The organism is Psychrobacillus sp. PGGUH221, assembly GCF_042055255.1.
GTDB lineage: Bacteria > Bacillota > Bacilli > Bacillales_A > Planococcaceae > Psychrobacillus.
The window spans coordinates 174,830-196,649 of the sequence record NZ_JAQMHQ010000003.1 but is presented as its reverse complement, the minus strand read 5'-3'; the positions used below and the strand labels follow the sequence as shown (position 1 = coordinate 196,649).

The window sequence follows — 21,820 nt, the reverse complement described above, 5'->3', positions numbered from 1 at the left end:
AGCGTATATGATCGTGCCATTCGCTAATTCACATTTTGTTTTTTTCTCTTTTTAATCCAAACATATAGGGAGACTGCAAATAAAATAACTATAGAACCGGCTATATATATCCAAGTAATTCCACCGCGGTTTCTAAGTTCATATATTTCTGATTGGCCACTTTTAAGTTCAATGGAATATTGCTTCCCATCTGATTTAAAGTTTCCCCCATTAAGCAGACCTATTAATTCTTTTCCTTTTTCAAGTCCTTCCGTAAGTACTACCTTTTGGCTTTCTGAAGTATTATTGATTGCTACAACAACTGTTTCTGCTTGATAGGTACGTTTGAATACCGCCATTCCCTCTTCTTCATATAAAAGTTCCATGTTCCCTCTTGTGAGTGATGATAAGTCTTGCCTCAACTTCCCAAGCTTGGATAGATAGTTAATTAAATCGTCATTCGAATTAAATTCCATCATTCTACGATTATCCGGGTCATTTCCGCCATCCATAGCGTTTTCAGTTCCATAATAAACAATTGGTATTCCAGGTGCCGTATATAAAAAAGTTAAACCTTGCTTCACTTGAGTAACCGGATCTTGGTTATTGTTAATTGCCAGATGAGCGAACCTCGGTATGTCATGAGTGTCCAAAAACTGCCCCAACTTTTCAGGTCTATCGAATGTCTTTTGATTACGATCATTATTTGAAAATAGCCAACCTAATGATTGGTCCGTTTTTTCAAAAGCAGTACGTAAACTATCATTCTGCGAAAAGTCAAGAAACCCATCAATACCTGTATCCTGATACCCTATAATTACATTAGGATTATCATGCCATACCTCACCAATGAGAAAGAAGGAATCTTTTTCTGATTTAACAGCAGCTGAAAACTCCGTCCAAAAATCCTTTGGAACATGCTTTACTGTATCTAATCTGTAACCATCAATATCTGTCTCGTTAATCCACCATTTTGCCGCATCTATTAAATACTTTCTTACTTCCGGGTTATCCTGATTTAAATCTGGTAGATCATAAAGCCAACCATTCTCCACTACATTTGGATCGTTCCAATTTGAAATCGGTTTTTTTTCGTGAAACCAATCTTGTTTACTAGAATCGGATAGCCACTCATGGTTAGGTCCTACATGGTTAACGACAAAATCTAAAATAACCTTCATATCTCGATCATGAGCTTCTTTAACGAGGGTCTTGAATTCTTCCATCGTACCGAAGTGATCATTTGTTTTATAAAAATCATTTATCCAATAGCCATGATAGCCTTTTTCCGTATTTTCAAAGATTGGTGTCAGCCAAATTGCTGTGAAACCCATTTCTTTTAAGTAGTCGAGCTTGTCGATGACGCCTTTAAAGTCACCACCGTGATACGCTAGCGGGTCATTTGAGTTTGCTTCGTTGTCATTACGAACATCTCCGTTATTGAATCGGTCGACCATAATCATATAGATGGTCTCGTCCTGCATCTTTCGCTCTTCGTTTGCATGAACAGGCTGAAATTTAAAATTAGTAATTAAAAGTAAAGTTAATACAAATAGTACAATACACTTTTTCATGTCTTTCCTCCCGGCAAATTCTTACCCCTTTGTACCACCTGATGTAAGGCCAGATATAAAGTATTTCTGGAAAGTCAAGAATAAGATGGTAATTGGAATAGCAATCAAAACCGAGCCGGCAGCAAAAGTAGTAAACTCATTACCGAACTGCTTAGATACCAATTCATATAAACCAACACCCATCGTAAATTTTTCCTCTGAACGTAGCATAATTCGAGCAAGGATAAAATCCCCAAAAGGAGCGATGAATGAAAATAGAGCTACTACCGCAATAATTGGTTTGGCTAGTGGCATAATAATCTGCCAAAAGATGCGAAGATGTCCAGCACCATCCATTCTAGCTGATTCATCTAACTCCTTTGGAATAGTATCAAGATATCCCTTCATCAACCATGTATTCATTGGGATTTGTCCTCCTACATATATAAGAATCAGCCCTAAATGAGTGTCTAAGAGATTTGTTCTTTGTGCAAGAACAAAAATTGCTATAAGAGCAGCAAAGTTAGGAATCATTTGCAAGACCAAAAAAGTAAGAAGCCCATTTTTTCGTCCAAAAAAACGATAACGAGAAAAGGCATAACCAGTGAGAGAAACACTTATTACAGCAAAAACCATTGTGATTAAACTAATTTTCATGGAATTTATATACCATAAAATATAATTAGACTTTTCTGTATCAAACAGATCTAGATAATGCTTGAATGTAGGATTTTCTGGAAACATGGAGGATCCAGAAAGACTTTGTCCAGGATTAAGGGATGATCCTATTACCCAAAGAAGTGGGTAAATGACAACCACAACTGCAATAAGTAGGAGAAGATATGAAACTGTTAGTCTGATAATCTTTTCTGTCTTATTAGTCATTACATCATATCCTCCTCTTTAAATGAATTGGTCCGTTTGAATTGCCATAATGCAACTGCAATAATAACAACTGATAATAACATCGTTATTGCTGCTGCCTTTCCATATTGACCAGAAGTCATCGTTAATTTATAAATCCAGGAAATCAATATGTCACTACCTCCGGCATTTTGCCCTGGTAAAGCTGGTCCCCCGCCGTTGAAAAGGAAGATTACATTGAAATTATTAAAATTAAATGTATACTGCGTGATTAGAATCGGTGCTGTTGCGTATAAAACCATTGGTAAAGTAATACTACGAAATTTCTGCCAAATGGAAGCACCGTCCACGTTTGCAGCTTCATATAATTCATCAGGAATTGACTGTAAAACCCCAGTTGTCATTGCAAAAACAAATGGAAAGCCTAGCCATGACTGAATAAAAATTAAGGCTACACGTGTCCATAACTCTTCTGTCATCCATGGAAGGGGTTCAATACCAAAAAAATGGAGTATACTCATATTAATTACTCCGAAAGATTCATTGAACATTCCAGAAAAAATTAGAATAGAGATAAAGGCCGGTACAGCCCATGGCAGAATCAAAATCGTCCGAAAAACTACCTTTCCTTTCAAGTCCTTTTGATTGACTAATACAGCTAAAAAGATTCCTATTGCTGCTTGTAGTGTCGTTGCTCCGAATGTCCATACTATAGTCCATCCAAGTACTCCAAAGAATGTTTTTCTCCAAAGATCCAATTTGAAGATATCAATATAGTTTTGAATTCCTACCCAATCAACTAGTTTTGCAGGTGGAGAATGGTACAAATCATAGTTAGTAAAAGATAGTAGAATAACAAAAATGATAGGAAATATAACAACGAAGATTAACAATAAAAAACCAGGGGATATCATCAAATATGGAAAGCCATTGTCCAAGAGGTTATGATATTGTTCCTTCACACTGTTTAAAGCAAAGCCTTCATCTCGTTTTCTCCCATTATAATAAGCATCATAAATGTTAAAAGCATAGATAACTAAACCAATTATGGCTACAAGCAAAGCGATAATTCCATCTATTAGCAAGAAGATGGAATGGTCAAGAATTGGAATCTCACCAAGTGTGAATAATCCCCAAAATCCCCAACTTAAAGTTTGAGAAAAGCTACCAAAAAATGCTGCAGCTAATACGAGGAAAATAATACCCTTCACAATCTGTCTGTTATAAAATTGTCCGAAGCCAGGAATTATCGATAATATGCCCGCATTTCGTTTATGTTTGGTTGTGACATTTCTGTCCATTGCCCATGTTGCCTCCTTCTTTCCTTTGAAAGGAGAGTTTTCTCTACTATTGCGCAAGCATTTGCTTTTATTTTTTTGTATGAAAATACTAATATACAAGCAAAGCCATGCTTCCTGATGGAAACATGCCTTTGCCTTCAAACATTAATTAGGGTGATTTGTTTCAATATTTGTCTTAATCGTTTTTACTGCATCATCCATTGCTGCTTGCGGCTCTGCTTTGCCTGTAGCAATCGTTTGCAATGCAGATGCACCTGGCCCCCAAACCTCACTCATTTCAGGAATGTTTGGCATTGGTACAGCATACTGAGATTGAAGAGCTACAGCTTTTGCACCTTCATTTTCAGCAATAATTGGATCTTCAATCAACGTTTTTACAGGTGGGATTTCTTGTGTAGTTTCGAAACGAGTTTTAGCATTCTCTTCGTTTGTTAACCATTCCACCAATTTTGTAGACCAATATTTATGCTCTGTAAATGCTGTTACATGCCAACCTTTAACTCCCATAAACGTTTTCATATGCTCTCCATTTGGTAGAGTAGGCATAGCAGAAATCCCAATATCGATTCCAGCGTCCTTCATGCTTTGGAAAGCCCATGGTCCGTTCATTACAGAAGCAATTTTTCCTTCGTTGAAAAGTCCGTCTCTAGTAGAGCCACCACTTTCCCCTATGATTCCTTTTGGGAACAATCCTTCTTTATACCATTTTTGAATATATTCGGCTCCTTCAACTGCTCCTTCGTTATTCAACCCAACGTCTTCACGATCAAGTGCACCATCATTATCCTTAAATACATATCCGCCCATCCCAGCTATTACACCATGAGCAAAGTAAAAGTCATCCCACACAGCGATAAATCCAAACTGTTTACCATCTGTAAATTTCTTTGAGAACTCATATACTTCATCCATTGTTTTAGGTGCTTCTGGCATCAAAGCTTTGTTATAGATAAATACTGGAGTTTCAGTAGCTTTTGGTAATCCATAAAGTTTACCATCGTATTTTTGTGCATTCACTGAAGATTCCGTGAAAGTTGACAGTACTTCGTCACTTACTTCTATTTCTTGAATTAAACCTTCTGTAACAACCTGACCAATTTGATCATGCGGTAAAGTAACGACATCTGCTCCAGTCCCAGAAGGACCATCTAAACGAAGCTGATCTCGCATTTTATCAGCCATACCTAATTCTTTAAACTCGACTTTAATACCTGTTTCTTTTTCGAAAGACTCAATTGCAGGTTTCAAAGCAATTGATTTATCTGTATCTTCCCATACAACTAGTTTTTCTGGTTTTGCAGGTTCATCTGATGCGTTTTCAGTAATTTCATTGACATTAGAGCTTACTGGAGTAGTTCTTTCCCGATCTGGTCCACAGGCAGCAAGCATTGCAACAATAAGAACCAACATGGTTAACATGGATAGTGACTTTTTCATTTCTTTAACCCCTCCTATTTGTATCTTTCTCGACTTCCCCAAGTTGGACAACCGCTTGCACAATTATTTAAATGAAAACGCTAACATATAATTCGTTAGAGGAATATATTTTTTCTAATATCTCTTCAGAACTGATTTTTCAAGGTATTAAGAGATTATTATTTACATAAAATTTATGAAAGCGATTGCACAACTTATGGTTTTATTATACATTTATTCTAAGAGTACACAATCCCCTTTTTTATTTTTTCAAAAAATATTTAATATTTCGTTATTCATTCGTATTTATAATGCTTCATGTATTACTATCCCAAAGCTTTAATATTGTACTGAAAGAGATTAAACATCAAAAGGAGATAAGTTATGGAAAAAGCAGCTATTTTTCACAGACCGAGTGACAATTTTGCATATTTACTAGACGATCACACCCTTCAAATACGGCTTAAAACGAAAAAAAGTAATATACAGGCGGCTTCATTAATTATGGGTGATCCATATATATGGGAAAATGGAGAATGGCAGTTTTCTGAAATTCCGATGAACCTAGTTGGAAACGACGATTTGTTTGATTACTGGGAAGTGGATGCTTATTCCGAGACTAGTAGAATTCGATACGGATTTAGACTAACATCCCTAACTGAAGAATCCATCTATACTGAAAAAGGATTTTATGATATCCCCCCTACTGACAGTGATTATTATTTCTGTTTTCCCTATCTTCATAAGAATGAACTTTTCAATGCTCCAAGTTGGGTGAAGGACACTGTTTGGTATCAAATCTTCCCAGAGCGCTTCGCTAATGGGAATCCTTCTATAAACCCGGAAAACACTAAAGCATGGGGTAGCGAGCCACCAGCAGTGAATAATTTCTTTGGGGGAGATTTTGAAGGAATTACAGAACACTTAGATCATCTAACAGATATAGGCGTGAATGGAATCTATTTAACACCTGTGTTTAAAGCTTATTCAAATCATAAGTACGACACGATCGACTATATGGAACTTGACCCTCAGTTTGGAGACGCTGACTCTTTAAAGAGGCTGATTACTGAATGTCATCAACGTGGAATTAAAGTTATGCTTGATGCTGTTTTCAATCATAGCGGATACTATTTCCCTCCTTTTCAAGATGTTTTAGAAAAAGGTGAGAATTCTAGTTTTAAAGATTGGTTTCACATTCATAGCTTTCCGGTCCAAGATGGATCAAAACCTAATTACGAAGCATTTGGTTTTGTTGACTCCATGCCAAAATTAAATACTTCTAATCCAGAAGTAAAAAAATATTTGCTTGAAGTAGGGACATATTGGATAAGAGAATTTGATATAGACGGATGGAGACTAGATGTAGCAAATGAAGTAGACTATCCCTTCTGGCGTGAGTTCAGGACTGTAGTCAAAGATGCAAAGCCGGATATTTATATACTGGGGGAAATATGGCATGATTCAATGCCTTGGCTTAGAGGAGATCAGTTTGATGCAGTGATGAACTATCCATTTAAGACAAATGTATTGAATCTGTTAGCAAAGAAAACGATCAGTTCTAAACAATTTGTAGAAAATATGAGTAAAGTATACTACAGTTACCCGAAGAATATTTTTGATTTTACTTTTAATCTAGTTGGTAGTCATGACACTGCAAGAATTCTTACTGAATGCGAAGATGATGTAAAGCGAACTAAGCAGGTTTTCACTATCCTACTAACATTTATGGGAACGCCTTGTATTTATTATGGTGACGAAATCGGTCTTACAGGTGAATTGGATCCTGGCTGTAGAAAATGTATGGAATGGAACACTGAAAATCATCATGATGAGTTAAAGAATCATATTCGTACTTTAATTACACTTCGAAAAAAAGAGAAACTATTGGCAAATGAAGGATCGGTAAAGTTCCTTTTCCCAACAGAAGAGAATGGTATATTTGGTTATCAAAAATTCTCTGAAAACAAATCGATTATCGTTCTACTTAACCCAAGCTCTTTAAAACAAGCTTTTCCTTTAGAAGAAAATCTAGATTATTCGGTTCTTTATAGTTCCGAAGCTGAGATGGAGACTTTACAAATTAATATAGGAGAAAAAGGTTTTTGTATCCTCTCTTACACGAACTAAACATTGAATAGACTGACATAAACATTAAATGAAAATAGAAGTGAATCGTCTCTATAGTTAAGAGACGGTTTGCTTTTATTTTGGTAAACTAATCCATAAAATAATTTAGTTTACATAATAATATTATGTTATTCTAAATGATTAAATGGATTATTATCGATTACTTGTTGAATCTCCTTATCCTCCACATGAGTGTATATTTGAGTAGTAGAAACACTTGTGTGACCCAAAATATGTTGTAGACTTCGAATGTCAGCCCCATTCTTATACATGATTGTTGCGGAAGTATGTCTTAACTTATGTGGGGTTATTTTTTCTTTTTGTATACCAGCGTCTTCCTTAATTTGTTTAATAATCTTTGCAACGGTTTGACGGGTAAGTCTCGTTCCTTTTTGAGACAAAAAGAGCGCTTCATGGTTACTTGCACCATGTATGTACTTTCTCTCCTTCTCTTTATATATTTCAAGAGATCTCAAGCATACATTATTCATAAATACTGTTCGTTCTTTATCACCTTTGCCTATAACACTTAGCAAATTGCCTTGTATCGAATTAATATTTAAATTGCATAGTTCAGAAACGCGAATCCCTAAATTTAAAAAGAACATGACCATACTAAAATTACGGTAATAGTGATTATTTCTTCTAATTGCTGCTATAAACTGTTCAGCTTCCTGTTGATTCATATAAATTGGTTTCTTTTTCCCTATTTTCGGTGACTCCAATTCATCTGCAGGATTATACTCCAATAATCTTCTTTTTCCTTTTAAATATTTGAAAAATGATTTTATCGTTGCTGCCTTTCTTGCTCTAGAAGCAGTGCTATTATTTCTTTGGACCTCACAGTACTCCAAAAACAAGTAAATATTCTCTAAAGTAACTTCTCTAATCCATTCAATGTTTATATCCGATATGTTTATCGTCTGTATTTCACCTGGATCTATGTCATCTTCAATCGCCTTTAAAAAACGAAAAAACAATTTAAGGTCGTACTCGTATTCTTTTCTCGTTCTTAAAGATTTTCCTTTAATAGTTGTTAAGTAAACTAAAAAGTCCTTCAATATTTTCGGTATCTCTCTTTGCAATTTTTTCACCTCACCTCTTTGTCTCCTATTTTATCACAAAATAAGGTTCCCAAATATGTATTTGGGAACCTTATTTACAAAAAAAGAAACCTTTGTTCTATTTTTGTGATTCCACTCTAAAGTTTTTATAAGTGTTGAGGGTCTTTCTTCAATTTTTTCTTACGTAGCATATAAACCGCTACTAGCAATATAGGAATTACAATTCCAACAATGGTTGACAGTGTTATCGCTATTTTTGCATCAAACTCATATTGATCCACAATATCTCGGTAAAAGAGCAGGGAAAGTACAACAATAATGATTCCTAAGGGATACGTCAACGGGCGATAATCTTTTATATTTAATATTTGTGACAATCCAATAATTGCAGCAAAGAAATATAGAATAGATTTAAAAAATAAACATAAAATCCAAAGGGTAGCCATTAATGACTCTATTCGCGTTAAAAAGTCGCCCACATTAATCACTTTCGCTAATGCATAGCTTGGATAAACTTGTCTTGCTATAGTATTAGAACCTAATACAAAAATACACAAAAAGGTGATTAGGATGATTACAATACTACCAACAATATTACCTACAAAAAAGTTTCTCCTTGCTTTCTTAATTTCTTTCAAAAAAGCAGGAAAAATAACTAATAAGGTAATTGAATTCACTGTTGAAACAACTATCAACACAAACGATGCCTCAAGAATAGTTGAAGGTTTTGTTTGAAAAAATGGCTCGATATTCTCATAATTTATCTGTGGAGAAATGGATAAACTCAAAAGAATAAAGAGAATAAAAAAAACAATTATTAAAATTTCTGCAGAACGAGCAATTGTTTCTATCCCTAAACGAACCCCCATTACAATAATAATGGCCATCAAAATATTTAATGGAGCCATTGGTGTTTTCGGATACATTTGTGTTATTAAAAATGTACCCGAGTGTGCGAGCAAAGAGGATGCATATAGAAAAAGCATAAGTACAAAGAGTATTGAAAAGGTTTTACCTAACACTTTTCCAAATACTTTTTCATTTACTTGAATGTAGGTTAGTTTCGGAAACCACAGAGAAATAATTGTATATAACCAAATAACAAGCAACCCAATCAATGTGGCTACAATAGTTGCAATCCAAGAATCCTGCTCAATTTTAATAGCTAGAATGGATGGAACATAGAGGATGCTTGAACCAATCGTAAAGAAAATAACCAAAACTAAAAATTGAAAGGAACTTATTTTTTCTTTTTGCATCCTTACACATCCTCTATTACTTAACTTTTACTAAACAGATTGTAAATTGGTTGGAGAATATAAGCGAGTAAATCTACTGGTGACATCAGTTTCACATCAAACGAATATAGAATACCCGATACAACTCCAATCACTAACAGAATTATAAATACTATTAATTCTTTTTTTAATTTTTGTTGAACAAGTGACGGAACCTCTATAATTATTATCACAGCCGTCAATAATAAAATACCTACACTACTTACCACAAGTTTCAATCCTTTATCGTTTTTAGAATCGGATTAATAACAGAACCCGTATGTCTAATTTCAACTTTTACATTTATATTGACAGGTACTTCTTTAAACTCTTCATCCCAGTTATTCTTTAATTTTTTCCATTCTTTTGGATGCTGTTGATAGATTTCCGCACCAAATCCAAAAATGTCTGAACCCAATTCCTCTTGTACAAATTTAACCGTATCATTTATATTTTTTTCATTTCCTCTTCGTAGAGCTTCTTTAGCTTTTTCAAGGTTTCTTCATTTTTTAGATCAATTTGACAATCCACTTCTCCAACATTCCCAGTTAGATCAACACTAACTTCTATTTCTGGTTTCCCATTCACCATTTTACTTTTTAATTTTGTTTTAGAAGTATATACATGCACATTTAATGTCCCTTCATCAGGGCAAGACAAGATACCTATCGTATTTTTTACATGGTTCGTTATAATGTTATATCCTTTACCTTCCTCTGGAGACAACCAACCTACGAGCTTGTCATTGTTAAATACAGCTATCTCTTCCAATTTTAAATAAGCAGAAGGAAGTATAGTCTCCACGTTCTGTTTACTAGAGCCGCTCTTCTCATCTCCTAACACTTTGATTCCAGTTAAAACGCCTTCTTTACCCTCTCGTTCTAAATCAATAATAAGTTTAGCTAGTGTCATTGCTGTGGTACTGGATAAACTTTCTTCGGATGTTTTAAGTATATGAAAGAAATTATTAGCCGGTATGTTTTCTAAAGTAGTTTGCACGTTTAATATTTTTTCAGCGGTACTATCTTTTGCAATAGCTAAATAAAAATCAGATCGAGCTTCCCAATATCTTGATAAATAATCTAAAAGGGAACCAATTCCTTCTTGCGCCAACTCCTCTCCAATAATCACCATTTGAAGATGTCCTATGTACAATGTTCTTGGTGAAATTGATGTTACATTCCGAATCGCTTCATTAATAGTTTTACCTTTAGCTATAAACAGAGTAACAGGAGAACGACCAGTACCTCCCTTTATAGGAGAAACTTCTCCAGGTAAGACGACTTGAATAGAAGCTTGATATTCATCATCTATCTTATCTATTCCTAGCCCCATTACTAAAGCTAACTCATTTAATTCTCGTTTATCCCAACAGCCAGTTAACATGAGACTAAGTAATGATAAAACAATCAAGCATTTCTTCATTTACTTTCCCCTTGATTCTCTAGATGGTTTTGAGTAATTTTGTCTTCTTTTATTTTTTGATATTAAACTAGGACGAAATAACATCTTCCAAATTGGTAAACGAACAAACGTATCTTTTTGTCCAGAAGCACTAAATGGTCCTAGTGGAGACATGTAGGGAACCCCAAAAGATTTTAAACTAGATAAATGCAATAATAGTGCGATTAAGGCTATGAGTATGCCATATAATCCAAACGCACTTGCTATAATCATAAAAAGAAAACGTAGTATTCTTCCGGCAACTGCAATATCATACGTTGGGGATACAAAGCTTGATATAGCAGTAATAGATACCACGATAACCATTGCTGCCGAAATAATACCCGCTTCTACCGCAGCGGTTCCAATAACAAATGCCCCTACTATTGACATTGCTGAACCAATAACACGAGGCATTCTAAGTCCTGCTTCGCGTAATATTTCGAAGGTAAGTTCCATAATAACTGCTTCTATAAAAGCAGGAAAAGGAACTCCCTCACGTTGTGCTGCCAAACTAATGAGTAAATCCGGTGGAATAATTTCATGATGAAATGTAATAACAGCAATATAAAAGGAAGGAGCTAGCATGGATATTCCAAATGATACAAATCGAAGAGATCGAATAAAACTGGCCATGATTGTACGCTGATAATAATCCTCAGAAGACTGAAAGAACTGAACAAATAATGCTGGAATAATTAATGCAAAAGGTGTCCCATCAACTAAAAGTGCTACTCGGCCTTCTAATAATGCAGCTGAAACGATATCTGGACGTTCTGTATTATATACAGTTGGAAAAGGAGAATATTGAGAATCCTGTATAAACTCCTCAATATTTGCACTTTCCAATATTCCATCTATATCTATCCGTTTTAGTCTTTGTCGCAACTCTTGGATTACTTTTTCATCAGCTACTCCGTTTATATACATTATTGCAATATTTGTTTTAGTGCGTTTCCCGACTTCTGATGATTCCATCCATAAATTCTTGTCTTTTATAATTCTTCGGATCAATGCAGTATTAACTCGTAAATTTTCAGAGAATGCTTCTCTTGGACCTCTTATAACGCTTTGGGCTGATGGTTCTGTTACTCCCCGTTCTATCCAGTGCTTATTACCGATGATAAATCCAGTCGAATAGCCATCGACTAAAAATATCGCATCTCCAGATAACAAAGCAGTGAATAAATCCTCAAATCTAGTTAAATCTTTAATTTCACCAACCGTCATTGCAAAGTCCTTTAAGTTGTTCATCAGATTAGGATTAGTATTTAGTTCATTATTTTTAAAATCCAGCATCAAAGTTTCCATAATGAAATTTTGTAAAGAACTTGTATCGCTTAATCCATCTGTATATATAATTCCGGCACTTATAGCACCACCTGGACCGAATTTAAGCTCACGAAAAATAATATCTGTGCTTTCTCCGAGGGAATCTTTTATAAGTTGTAAATTTTCTTTTAGGTTTGAATATAAAAAAGTCATGTCCTTTGACTCAACTTTCATACTAGCGGTCGGAGACAAGGGATTTAGGACAATATTATGTTTATTTTTAAAGAAACTCATTATCTCCCTCAATTCTTTCCTATTATAAAGAAAGCATTACCAATCACTAGTTGTTTTAATCTTTTTTAACTAGAATAAGAATAAAAAAATACCAAGAGTTCATTTCACTCTTGGTATTTCAATATATATATTTTCACTCAGAAACTCTTACATAAAACCCCTAACATGCGAATTTTTATGTTTATTCAGCTTCTATAGGTTTAGTTGGTTTAATTGAGTCATTCTGTTGATCTTTAGACTTGTGAAGAATTGTGCCAATAATAAAACCTACGATTGCTGGCACTAACCAGCTGAATCCATCTGAGCTTAATGGTAATTTTGAAACAAAAGTCGACAATAATGGAACTTGAACCCCTAAGGAACTAACTGTTTCTATTAAACTAACGATAAATGTTAATAAGATTGTTCCTCTATATGAACCAGCATTTGGTACAAAATTTCGGAAAGTACCTAATATAACTAATACGATTGCTACGGGATATAAAGCTGTGAAAATTGGCATTGTATAATTCACAATATTTTCGACACCAAATGAACCGATAACTACTCCAGTAACACAAATAATTAAAACCCAAGTACGATAACTTAATTTTTCTTTAGTAAGATCATTCAAGAAATCTGCAATTACTGCAACAACTCCAATAGCAGATGTTAAACAAGCCAATGCTATAGCGATTGCTAAGGCAATTGCACCAAAACCTCCAAGTGAAATATCGATTAACGCAGATACTAAAGCTGTATCTCCAATATCAGTTGGGAATAATCCGCTTCCTGATGCTCCAAGAAATAATAATCCACCATATACAACGAGTAATCCTAACCCGGCAATAATCGTTCCAGTAATAGCCATTTTACGTGCTTGTTGTCCCTTATACCCATAACTAGCAATAGCAGCTATAAATATAGGCGCACAAAATATTCCTGTTACAACATCTCCAGTTTGGTAAGCACTAATAAAAGCATTTGAAAAAGCATTTTTAATATTTGAGACTTCCGGTATACCAATTGGATCAAAAATACCTTTTCCTACGATAAATAGAAGAATAATGACTAACAAAGGTGTAAGTACTTTACCAATCTTATCAATTACATTTGATTTATCCATAGCAAAGTAAAAACAAATAGCAAAAAATACTATGATAGTCACAATGGAAGGAACGCCTGGAAACAATTGATGAACACCAAGTTCATGCGTCGTTGCAGACATACGTGGGATTGTAACGAACATTCCAATACCAACCATTAATAATAAGTTAAATACTTTATAAAACCAAGGGCTAATTGGTCTCGTCAAATCTTCAAATTTCCCTCCAGCATTTAATATAGCGATCACTGCTAGAAGCGGCAAAACGATTCCTGTAACACAAAAACCGATTAATGCTATAATCCATTCACTTCCAGAAGCGTTACCAATGGAAGGCGGAAAAATTAAATTACCTGCCCCAAAGAATATTGCAAATAAAGCAAATCCTACTAATAAACTGTGTTGAACTTTTTTACTCATTTTTGACCCTCTCTCATAAAACCACTTTGAAAACCCTTACAAAATTAACAAGAAATCAAGAGCAGTTCGTCTGCCCTAATTGACCCCCAAGTTTTAATTTTCTAATAGTTATCCTTATAATAATTAATTAGTGACAATAATAAAAGGAGGTAAATTTTTCACCCCCTTTTGTAAAAATATTTTTACCTTAATTCATATTTTTCCATTTTGTATTTAAGTAATTGTTTGGATATTCCTAGTCTTCTTGCTGTTTCGGCTAATTTCCCACCAGTATGCTGTAGCTCAAGAACAATCAAACCTCTTTCATATTCCTCCACTTTATCTTTCAAATTTATAGGTTTATCTGATTTAAATATATTTACCAATTTATTTTTGAATTTCGAAATTTTTGAAGGTATATCATTCAGAGTAATATTTTTTGTACTTGCATTATTATAGGCAGTTTCAATAGCATTCTTTAATTCTCGAACATTTCCTGGCCAGTTATATTGCTGAAATACAAGTAAAACATCGTCTTCTATATGATCGATTTTCATTTGCATATGACGATTATAAAATTGAATATAATAATTGGTTAGGACTCTAATATCCTCTTTTCGCTCTGCCAATAAAGGTAAGTCTATTCGGAAAACGCTTAAACGGTAATACAAATCTTCCCTTAATCCCTTTTCACTTACTAATTTATCTGGATCCTCATTTGTAGCAGCAATTAGTCGAATATTCAAGTGAATATCCTGATTACTTCCAACTCTTCTGATCGTTTTGTCTTCAATTACTTTTAATAGCCTCGCTTGTAGTTTAATATCCAATGCGTTCACTTCATCTAAAAAGATAGTTCCGCCATTAGCTTGCTCTAACAAACCAGTAATAACTGGTGTTAGAGTCGAACTATCTTTTTCGGTCCCAAAAAGAATTTTTTCCAAGAGGTCCTCATGGATTTCCGCACAATTTATAGATATATATGGCTGAGTATATCGAGTACTTAAATTATGTATAGATTGAGCAACAATCTCTTTTCCGGTCCCAGTTTCTCCATAAATAAGAACGGTTGAATCAGTATTGGAAACTTTGCTAATTTTATTTTTTACTTCTTGCATTACAGTACTTTCAGAAATTAAATTATCGATTGTATAGATTGTATTATTTTTTCTATAAATTTTATGATCAGCAAATCGTTCAAGCTTCTCCATATCTTGTATTTCATAAAAATGCTTAGAAAACTCGATAGCCCCTATAATTGAAGCTCCTTTCTTTATAGGAAAGGTAGAGCTTTTTGATAGATAAGAAAAACCATTCGTTGATGTCAATCGTTGTTCTATATTCCATAATGCTTCACCTGTGCTTAATACGGTCATTAAAGTACTATTATCATTCGTAAAGTTTTGATAAAAGGATGTTACATTTTTTCTCAAAAACTCTTCTGGTCTAAGACCGAGTTGTTTTAAGATATTTAAATCTGCCAGATCGTAAAAAATTGTAATCCCGTTTTCATCGACTATTAATACATTGTCATAATCAGACAAATGATATATTTCATTGATATTCATATATTTGCCCGTCCTTTCTTTACTAAGCAACTCGAGAAGATTGGGATCAACTGAGATACAATATTTTCTGTTATTATAGTCTATTTAGATGTAGCGTAACCAATTATATGATACCCCTTAGTTCGTTAAACCACTGCGCGCATGTAAAAGAACGTTCCCATTCTGAATCATTATCCTCCATTCCCCAACATGCATATAGAGTAGACATCGTAAACCCAGCTTTCAAAAGCCGCTCTTTGTCCAAGTTCATCTCATCACAAAGAGAAACCACTCTATTCTTAAATAATTGCTGAGGATTCGGTTTATCAAACAACTGATTCGTGAGAAAAGAAATTAAATCAAAATAGGGATCACCAATTACTCCTTTTGGATCAATAGCAATCCAACCGTATGTTTCCGAGAATAAAATATTTTCATGATGTAAATCTCCATGCAATAGTTCATTACCTTTAGAAGAATCTGTTATTTCGCTATAGAAAGTTTTTGCCAAGTAGATATAATCATTTGATATTGGTCCCTCTTCTATAGAATAGGTCTCTAAATAACGATCAAATGCAGTTAGCCAATTTTTTATGAAGGGATGATTAGAATCTCCTTTGATCGGTCTCCGAATTTCCATCCATACTTTAGCAAAATACTTAATAGCCTCTTGTTCCTCCACTATATTTAACATAGTTCCAGGAAGCAAATGCTCTAACAGCATTACACCTTTTTCCGCATCAGCATCTAATAATTTTACACACCCCTTACCCTTATAAGTTTGAAGTGTTCGAATCTCATTCTTAAAATCGTAATTTGGAACACCTAGTTTTAAAATGGCAAGGTTTTCATCTTGATCTTTTACTTTTAAAACATAATTATAAGACAAATTATCGACTGGCCCCTCTGAAATTAGGTTCCATTTATGTAAAAATTCTTTTATGGTCGTCTCTAAGGAATATAAGAATTCCTTTCCGTCTTTACCAAAAGCACCTATTATTTTTTTCTCAAATCTTTCTGGGTACATAATAGTTGAAAACTCCTTTTCCCTAATTTCATTTTAAAGTGTAACCCTATTCCACGAAACAGCAAAGACAAAAATGAGTAATAAGAAAAGCTGATACCTTGGGTGGCATCAGCTCTCAATTTAATTCCTAGCAAATTTTCCGTCTACTTCTACTGTTTCAAATATGTTAATGAAAGCATTGTTATCATGCTTACGTACTATTTGTTTTATTTGCATAGTTTCGTATCGGGTAACGACCATCATCAAAATTTGCTTCTGCTCTAATGTATAACCACCGTATCCATCAGTAATTGTTACACCACGATAAATCGTAGTCAACAGCTCTTTTCGAATCAGTTCCCCTTGTGTAGTAACAATTTGCATCGTTAATTTTTCATGATTCGTATAAATGGTGTCCACCATTTTTCCAGTAAGATAAATAGATAAAAGTGTATATAAAGCAATTTCCCAGTTAAAAATCGTACCAGATATTAAAACAATCAGTCCATTCATGGCCGTTAGTAACATGCCAACACTTACATTACTCATTCTTGATACAATAATGGCAATGATATCTAAACCACCTGAAGTACCTGAGTACTTTAAGATAATCCCTACTCCAAGTCCACCTATAATCCCACCAAAAATAGATGAAAGCAAAATGTTATTTGTAACTGGTTCAGTTGGTATTATATACAAGAAAAAAGAAAGAGAAACAACGCATAAAAGCGTATTAAAGGTTATCATTTTTCCAAGTTTAAAATAACCTAAAATGACAATAGGTAAATTTAGGGCAAAGTTCAAGATACCAGTATCAAATGGTGTAATTATTCCAAGCAAAATAGCGATTCCACTGATTCCACTACTCAAAATACCATGCGGAACTAGGAAGCAATTGAAACCAAATGCTATAATGAGTGAACTGATGATAATTATTAAGTTTTTCATAAAATTAATACTCCTTCTTACCTTTTCATAAAAAAACTCGCCCTCATTAAAGGACGAGTTTTCACATCTTTTACAGGTTTTATTCATTATAAATTTAGATAGAATTTAATTTATCAGAGAAAATTAAGCAAGTCAACAAGAAGAAACCGATAGATTTTAATCAATAGATCAGATTGTCGACAAAAGGTATCGAGTGGTCTTTCTCTCGATACCTTTTGCCAATAATTATGTATTTTGGCGAGGAAAAAACCAAGCTTAAGTTTAGGGAATACTTTTTGAGCATTTTTCCCTATACTTAAGCTTGTAGCCATTTCAAAGTGGTGAGTTTCTTCAAATTCATGGCAGCAAATGTAAATCCATAACTTATATCATTGTAATTATCCAATATAACGATTGGAGCGGAGGCGGCGACTCCAGCGGGAAAAGCGGGACAGCCGAGACCCTGGACTGAGCTTTGCGAAGGAAGCGGCTCGGCCCCGCCCGCGGAAAGCGTCCGCCGCGAGCGGAAATCGTAATTCTATTTATCAATTTTTTTATTTTAATAGAAAAAAGACTATAGAAAAACTCAAAATCCTTGAAGTTTGTCTACAGTCTTATCTATAAATTTTATACTCAAACATTTTTTGCTATTTTGTATTTTTAACCGTAATTTTTCCGTTATCTGTTTCTAACTTGATTAAGTTTTCACCGTTTCCAAATATAGATTGTTTGTTGGATGAACCGAAGATATCAATCTTACCGTTATCTACATTTGCATCAATTGTAACATTTTGAGGTTCTTTGTCAGTTTGTATTTCAATAAATCCATTATCTGTTTCCAACTCAATAGATCTTTCTAAATTAGTTGAAAGAAATATGATTCGTCCATTGTTTGTTTCCGCTTTAATCTTACCATTTACTTCTTCCATTAGTATCTGTCCATTATCAGATTCAACATTTACGTTCTCTGCTTGAATATCTTTTAATTGGATAGAACCATTGTTAGTAACTAGAAATGCATCTTTGAAATGCGCATTTTCCACTATGATACGTCCATTTTCCAACTCTGTTTTTAACTCATTGTATTCTTTTTCTGGTACATATACTGTTAACTTAGTATTTAGAGAGGAAAAACCAAACTGAATAAAATCCCAGCGCTTTTCTATTAATTCAATTTCCAACGTATCTCCTTTTACATCAACGGAAAAATTGTATTTCGTTCTTTTTTTTGATTTTCCTGAGAATACAACTTTTGCTTCTTCGCTTTTCGAAGGTAAAAGTTCTACAGTAGCATTATCTGACGTTATCTGAATATTGTTGTATGATTGATCTTTCACAATTATTTCGTCTGATTTCAGCACGAGTGTATCTTTTAAGTTCAAGACAATATTAATTGCTGCTCCCGCCAATAAAATAAACAATGATATGATAGCAATTTTCTTTAGATTCATCTTCTATATCCCCCAATTAATGGTTTACTTGTTATAACCTTATTATACGGTAGGCAGAAATCATTCCAATGGCCTGAAGAAGTGAAATGATCTCAGCCTTAAGACGTATTTAAAAGTACGTATATAATTGGAGAAACTAAGTTGAAATACTAAATCTGTTGTTCTAATTCTTTCGTTTTTTCGTTTAATAGCTCTGTATATACGGTCAATTCTTCTTTGTTATTGGTTTTTATATATATTGGTTCACCGAAGATAATCGTTGCTTTTTTCATATTCCATAACTCTTTTAGTGTACGCGGTCCAACGTAAAGTGCAGGAATAATTGGTGCTTTAGCTAAATTGCTTATCGTAACAGCACCTCTTTTTAGAGGCACTTCCTCAGCAGTGCGTGTGCCGCTCGGAAATATTCCAACTACTTCTCCAGCTTTTAATAATTTTACAGGTTTCTTTATGCTGCTTGGAGAAGTATTTTCTCTGTCCACAGGAAATGCATTTATTTTTTTCAAAAATGAACCAACTATTTTATTTTGAAAAAGCTCTTTCTTTGCCATAAAATGAATCGGACTTGGGATACACATCCCTAGAATTACTATTTCTAACCATCCTCTATGTGTACAAGTAACAATATATCCTTCGTTTTTAAGTAACAAATGCTTGTTTTGAACCTCTACTTTCCCAAACAACCGTACAACTATTTTTGCTAATGTTAATGTAAATCGATACATAATTCTCACCTTTTTTATCATCTAGTTTTAGTACCTAGTGCTAATTATAAAGAATAATTTTAAAAAAACTAGACTTAAGGTTAAAAATAATTAGGTTTGTTGTACCATTTAGGAACGTCTAACGTAAAATTGTCAAACTGATCTAGTGTAAACCTTGTATATCCTTGAAACTTCTCCAACTGTTTAATTGCAATTTCATGGCCCCATACTTCTGCAGACACAATATGCATGGCTGCATACAACCGATGTAATTCCCAAAAAGAGAAAGGGATCTCCTCCATGTTGTGATAACCATCTACTACTCCACATGAATAGGCTTTACTTGTCTGTACATTAAAATATTCCATCTTATAAAATTCATTGATAGGATCCGCATATCGTATTTTTTGCATATCAATTAAGCCTGAAAATCGGTTTTCATCGATTAATATATTACCAGGATGAAAATCATAATGTTGAATACTACTTGGTCGATTTTTTAATAAATGAAGATTTTCCTTTATAAATGGCAATATGCATTTATATTTAGGATTTTTTTTAACAATTTCTTCAAACAGCGGTGCTTGTCTAGCTATTCTATTTCCCCATGTTTCATCCCAACTTGGATACCCTACAGGAGCTGAAATACTATGCATGTTCTTAAGTGTCTTTCCTACCTGCAGGCCAATTTCGTATTGAGTCGTTTCGCTTTTACTCGGCAAGGCAGTTTCCCCATTTTCTCCATTTATATAGTCCAAAATCATATAGGCTTTGTCATTAAAAACTCCGATATTATGTACAAATGGAATATGGGAATCGAGTGCATGAACAGCATTTATTAGTTCCGCTTGCATTTCTAACTTTTTTATATCTGTTTGTGGAGAAAAACGAAGTAAATATATTCCATCTACACACCATTTCTCGTCTTCCGAATAACCTTCATCTATTTTTTGATAAGATGTACATTTTTTTAGAAATGGAATATCTGGTTTAAACATCATTTACCTCCTTCTAATTTTGTTTTTTAAAAATTCCAACACTAGCATTAATATTACTAAATTATTACACCCAATGACACAACAAAAAAACCAATCTGCTCTTCTTTTAAAAGAAAAGAGACTGGCTTTAAAATGAATCCGAATTTTTTATACAGCTTTCAAATTCAAGAACACGTTTATAGCAAACATAATAACGCTGAACACAACTAATACCCCACCGATTGCTGTAAAAACAGTTGCTATTTGAGCTCCATTTAATATTAGAACTGCCAAAGCTATCATCATCATAGGAAGCCCAATATTGCTGCTCCAGAAGTGTAACTTAGCATACAAGTTGTTGCTTGTACTTGGGAATAAGTGATACACAAAACCTGCTAGAGCAAAAGAAGCCCATCCTATCAGATTGATGTGTACATGTACTCCTTTTAATGCATAGTCATGCACCATTGACATGTAAAGACCTAGGATAACCCCTATGGCAAAATAAACAACCGAAATCTTAATAAATTTAATACCCATTTTTCTCGTTTTCCTCCATTGAAATAGAATAATAAAATAAGTGCTTATATATTCTATTAGGAGAATAAAGTGAGTATTCTTATCACAGTTACTTATTAATTCCACGTATCATCTAATTTATCTGAATAAAAACGGATCGCTTTTTGGTAACGTATAATTTCTTCATCGTTTGTAGAATCCAGCAAACTGGATAGTAGTATTTCCATAGCCTTATTATGTTCGTTTAGGTTGTAAAGAGTCATCGAGTAAAATACTTTTATTGCCTTATTGTTTGGGAACAAGTTCAACCCTTTAAGAAATATCTTTTTTGATTTCTCGTATTCTCCTAATGTTCTATATGTACTTCCCAAACCTAATATAGCACCTTCTAATTCTCTTGTAGGGAGTCCGTATTCAATCGCTCTTTCGTAATAGGGTGCAGCTTTTGCTTCTTCCCCTAAAACATCAAAGCTCCAGGCACATTGATATTGAAGTATAGCATCAGTAGGAAATGCTTCTGATAACTTGATCAACAACTGATTTGATTCCTTATTCTTTCCTTCTTCTCTTAATTTAAGCGCAATCTCCATTTTTTCATTCAATTTTTGTTCCT

At 33.9% G+C, this 21,820-nt stretch carries 18 protein-coding genes and 1 pseudogene; 1 reads left to right on the top strand and 18 read right to left on the bottom strand.

Annotated elements, in window-relative coordinates:
- Positions 1 to 23: 23 nt before the first annotated feature.
- The 4 genes from PGC35_RS06835 to PGC35_RS06820 all read right to left on the bottom strand — a co-directional run bounded on the left by PGC35_RS06835 (position 24) and on the right by PGC35_RS06820 (position 5,134).
- Positions 24 to 1,553, bottom strand: a complete 1,530-nt coding sequence (locus PGC35_RS06835) for an alpha-amylase family glycosyl hydrolase (protein ID WP_375218635.1) — start codon at positions 1,551 to 1,553, stop codon at positions 24 to 26.
- Positions 1,554 to 1,574: 21 nt separating this feature from the next.
- Entirely contained in the window at positions 1,575 to 2,417 is an 843-nt protein-coding gene (locus tag PGC35_RS06830) for a sugar ABC transporter permease (RefSeq protein WP_375218634.1), read from the bottom strand.
- Positions 2,417 to 3,697, bottom strand: coding sequence for a carbohydrate ABC transporter permease (locus PGC35_RS06825; RefSeq protein WP_053589554.1), 1,281 nt, complete (start codon positions 3,695 to 3,697; stop codon positions 2,417 to 2,419). Before PGC35_RS06825 ends, PGC35_RS06830 begins: the two co-directional genes overlap by 1 nt.
- A 144-nt stretch (positions 3,698 to 3,841) precedes the next feature.
- Positions 3,842 to 5,134, bottom strand: a complete 1,293-nt coding sequence (locus PGC35_RS06820; RefSeq protein ID WP_375218633.1) for an extracellular solute-binding protein — start codon at positions 5,132 to 5,134, stop codon at positions 3,842 to 3,844.
- A 363-nt stretch (positions 5,135 to 5,497) separates the two neighbouring features.
- Here PGC35_RS06820 and PGC35_RS06815 point away from each other — a divergent pair, with 363 nt between their 5' ends.
- Positions 5,498 to 7,243 carry a glycoside hydrolase family 13 protein gene (locus tag PGC35_RS06815; protein ID WP_375218632.1) on the top strand — a complete coding sequence of 582 codons (1,746 nt, stop codon included), beginning with the start codon at positions 5,498 to 5,500 and terminating at the stop codon, positions 7,241 to 7,243.
- Between the two features lie 128 nt (positions 7,244 to 7,371).
- Here the strand turns inward: PGC35_RS06815 and PGC35_RS06810 are convergent, their stop codons facing one another.
- From PGC35_RS06810 to PGC35_RS06745, 14 genes and pseudogenes are all read right to left on the bottom strand, one after another.
- Entirely contained in the window at positions 7,372 to 8,328 is a 957-nt protein-coding gene (locus PGC35_RS06810; RefSeq protein WP_375218631.1) for a tyrosine recombinase XerC, read from the bottom strand.
- A gap of 125 nt (positions 8,329 to 8,453) precedes the next feature.
- Entirely contained in the window at positions 8,454 to 9,566 is a 1,113-nt protein-coding gene (locus tag PGC35_RS06805) for a GerAB/ArcD/ProY family transporter (protein WP_375218630.1), read from the bottom strand.
- 20 nt (positions 9,567 to 9,586) lie between these two features.
- Positions 9,587 to 9,814, bottom strand: coding sequence for a hypothetical protein (locus tag PGC35_RS06800; RefSeq protein ID WP_375218629.1), 228 nt, complete (start codon positions 9,812 to 9,814; stop codon positions 9,587 to 9,589).
- 5 nt (positions 9,815 to 9,819) lie between these two features.
- Positions 9,820 to 10,970, bottom strand: a pseudogene (locus PGC35_RS06795) (Ger(x)C family spore germination protein).
- 39 nt (positions 10,971 to 11,009) lie between these two features.
- Positions 11,010 to 12,593, bottom strand: a complete 1,584-nt coding sequence (locus PGC35_RS06790) for a spore germination protein (RefSeq protein WP_375218628.1) — start codon at positions 12,591 to 12,593, stop codon at positions 11,010 to 11,012.
- A gap of 181 nt (positions 12,594 to 12,774) precedes the next feature.
- Positions 12,775 to 14,097 (bottom strand): branched-chain amino acid transport system II carrier protein, encoded by a 1,323-nt coding sequence (brnQ, locus tag PGC35_RS06785; RefSeq protein ID WP_375218627.1) that lies wholly within the window; start codon positions 14,095 to 14,097, stop codon positions 12,775 to 12,777.
- A gap of 182 nt (positions 14,098 to 14,279) precedes the next feature.
- The gene (locus PGC35_RS06780) at positions 14,280 to 15,644 is read right to left on the bottom strand and encodes a sigma-54 interaction domain-containing protein (protein WP_375218626.1); all 1,365 of its coding nucleotides are present in this window, start codon (positions 15,642 to 15,644) and stop codon (positions 14,280 to 14,282) included.
- A gap of 103 nt (positions 15,645 to 15,747) precedes the next feature.
- The gene (locus tag PGC35_RS06775; RefSeq protein ID WP_375218625.1) at positions 15,748 to 16,650 is read right to left on the bottom strand and encodes an aminoglycoside phosphotransferase family protein; all 903 of its coding nucleotides are present in this window, start codon (positions 16,648 to 16,650) and stop codon (positions 15,748 to 15,750) included.
- 120 nt (positions 16,651 to 16,770) lie between these two features.
- Entirely contained in the window at positions 16,771 to 17,577 is an 807-nt protein-coding gene (locus tag PGC35_RS06770) for a YitT family protein (protein ID WP_375218624.1), read from the bottom strand.
- Positions 17,578 to 18,203: 626 nt separating this feature from the next.
- Positions 18,204 to 19,007, bottom strand: a complete 804-nt coding sequence (locus PGC35_RS06765; RefSeq protein WP_375218623.1) for a DUF4097 family beta strand repeat-containing protein — start codon at positions 19,005 to 19,007, stop codon at positions 18,204 to 18,206.
- 149 nt (positions 19,008 to 19,156) lie between these two features.
- On the bottom strand, positions 19,157 to 19,732 hold the full coding sequence (locus PGC35_RS06760) for a lysophospholipid acyltransferase family protein (RefSeq protein WP_375218622.1): 576 nt from the start codon (positions 19,730 to 19,732) through the stop codon (positions 19,157 to 19,159).
- Positions 19,733 to 19,812: 80 nt separating this feature from the next.
- A complete protein-coding gene (locus PGC35_RS06755) occupies positions 19,813 to 20,709 on the bottom strand; it encodes an aminoglycoside phosphotransferase family protein (RefSeq protein ID WP_375218621.1) in 897 nt (298 codons plus the stop codon).
- 147 nt (positions 20,710 to 20,856) lie between these two features.
- On the bottom strand, positions 20,857 to 21,228 hold the full coding sequence (locus tag PGC35_RS06750) for a cytochrome-c oxidase (protein ID WP_053589567.1): 372 nt from the start codon (positions 21,226 to 21,228) through the stop codon (positions 20,857 to 20,859).
- A gap of 95 nt (positions 21,229 to 21,323) precedes the next feature.
- Complete coding sequence (locus PGC35_RS06745) at positions 21,324 to 21,809, bottom strand: tetratricopeptide repeat protein (RefSeq protein WP_375218620.1); 486 nt, start codon at positions 21,807 to 21,809, stop codon at positions 21,324 to 21,326.
- Positions 21,810 to 21,820 lie beyond the last annotated feature (11 nt).

Bases quoted from the DNA above. Each gene is read 5' to 3' on its own strand.
- PGC35_RS06775 (WP_375218625.1), bottom strand. From the start codon at position 16,650: ATGTACCCAGAAAGATTTGAGAAAAAAATAATAGGTGCTTTTGGTAAA.
- PGC35_RS06750 (WP_053589567.1), bottom strand. From the start codon at position 21,228: ATGGGTATTAAATTTATTAAGATTTCGGTTGTTTATTTTGCCATAGGG.
- PGC35_RS06835 (WP_375218635.1), bottom strand. From the start codon at position 1,553: ATGAAAAAGTGTATTGTACTATTTGTATTAACTTTACTTTTAATTACT.
- PGC35_RS06755 (WP_375218621.1), bottom strand. From the start codon at position 20,709: ATGTTTAAACCAGATATTCCATTTCTAAAAAAATGTACATCTTATCAA.
- PGC35_RS06815 (WP_375218632.1), top strand. From the start codon at position 5,498: ATGGAAAAAGCAGCTATTTTTCACAGACCGAGTGACAATTTTGCATAT.
- PGC35_RS06770 (WP_375218624.1), bottom strand. From the start codon at position 17,577: ATGAAAAACTTAATAATTATCATCAGTTCACTCATTATAGCATTTGGT.
- PGC35_RS06790 (WP_375218628.1), bottom strand. From the start codon at position 12,593: ATGAGTTTCTTTAAAAATAAACATAATATTGTCCTAAATCCCTTGTCT.
- PGC35_RS06780 (WP_375218626.1), bottom strand. From the start codon at position 15,644: ATGAATATCAATGAAATATATCATTTGTCTGATTATGACAATGTATTA.
- PGC35_RS06830 (WP_375218634.1), bottom strand. From the start codon at position 2,417: ATGACTAATAAGACAGAAAAGATTATCAGACTAACAGTTTCATATCTT.
- PGC35_RS06760 (WP_375218622.1), bottom strand. From the start codon at position 19,732: ATGTATCGATTTACATTAACATTAGCAAAAATAGTTGTACGGTTGTTT.
- PGC35_RS06765 (WP_375218623.1), bottom strand. From the start codon at position 19,007: ATGAATCTAAAGAAAATTGCTATCATATCATTGTTTATTTTATTGGCG.
- PGC35_RS06825 (WP_053589554.1), bottom strand. From the start codon at position 3,697: ATGGACAGAAATGTCACAACCAAACATAAACGAAATGCGGGCATATTA.
- PGC35_RS06820 (WP_375218633.1), bottom strand. From the start codon at position 5,134: ATGAAAAAGTCACTATCCATGTTAACCATGTTGGTTCTTATTGTTGCA.
- PGC35_RS06805 (WP_375218630.1), bottom strand. From the start codon at position 9,566: ATGCAAAAAGAAAAAATAAGTTCCTTTCAATTTTTAGTTTTGGTTATT.
- brnQ (WP_375218627.1), bottom strand. From the start codon at position 14,097: ATGAGTAAAAAAGTTCAACACAGTTTATTAGTAGGATTTGCTTTATTT.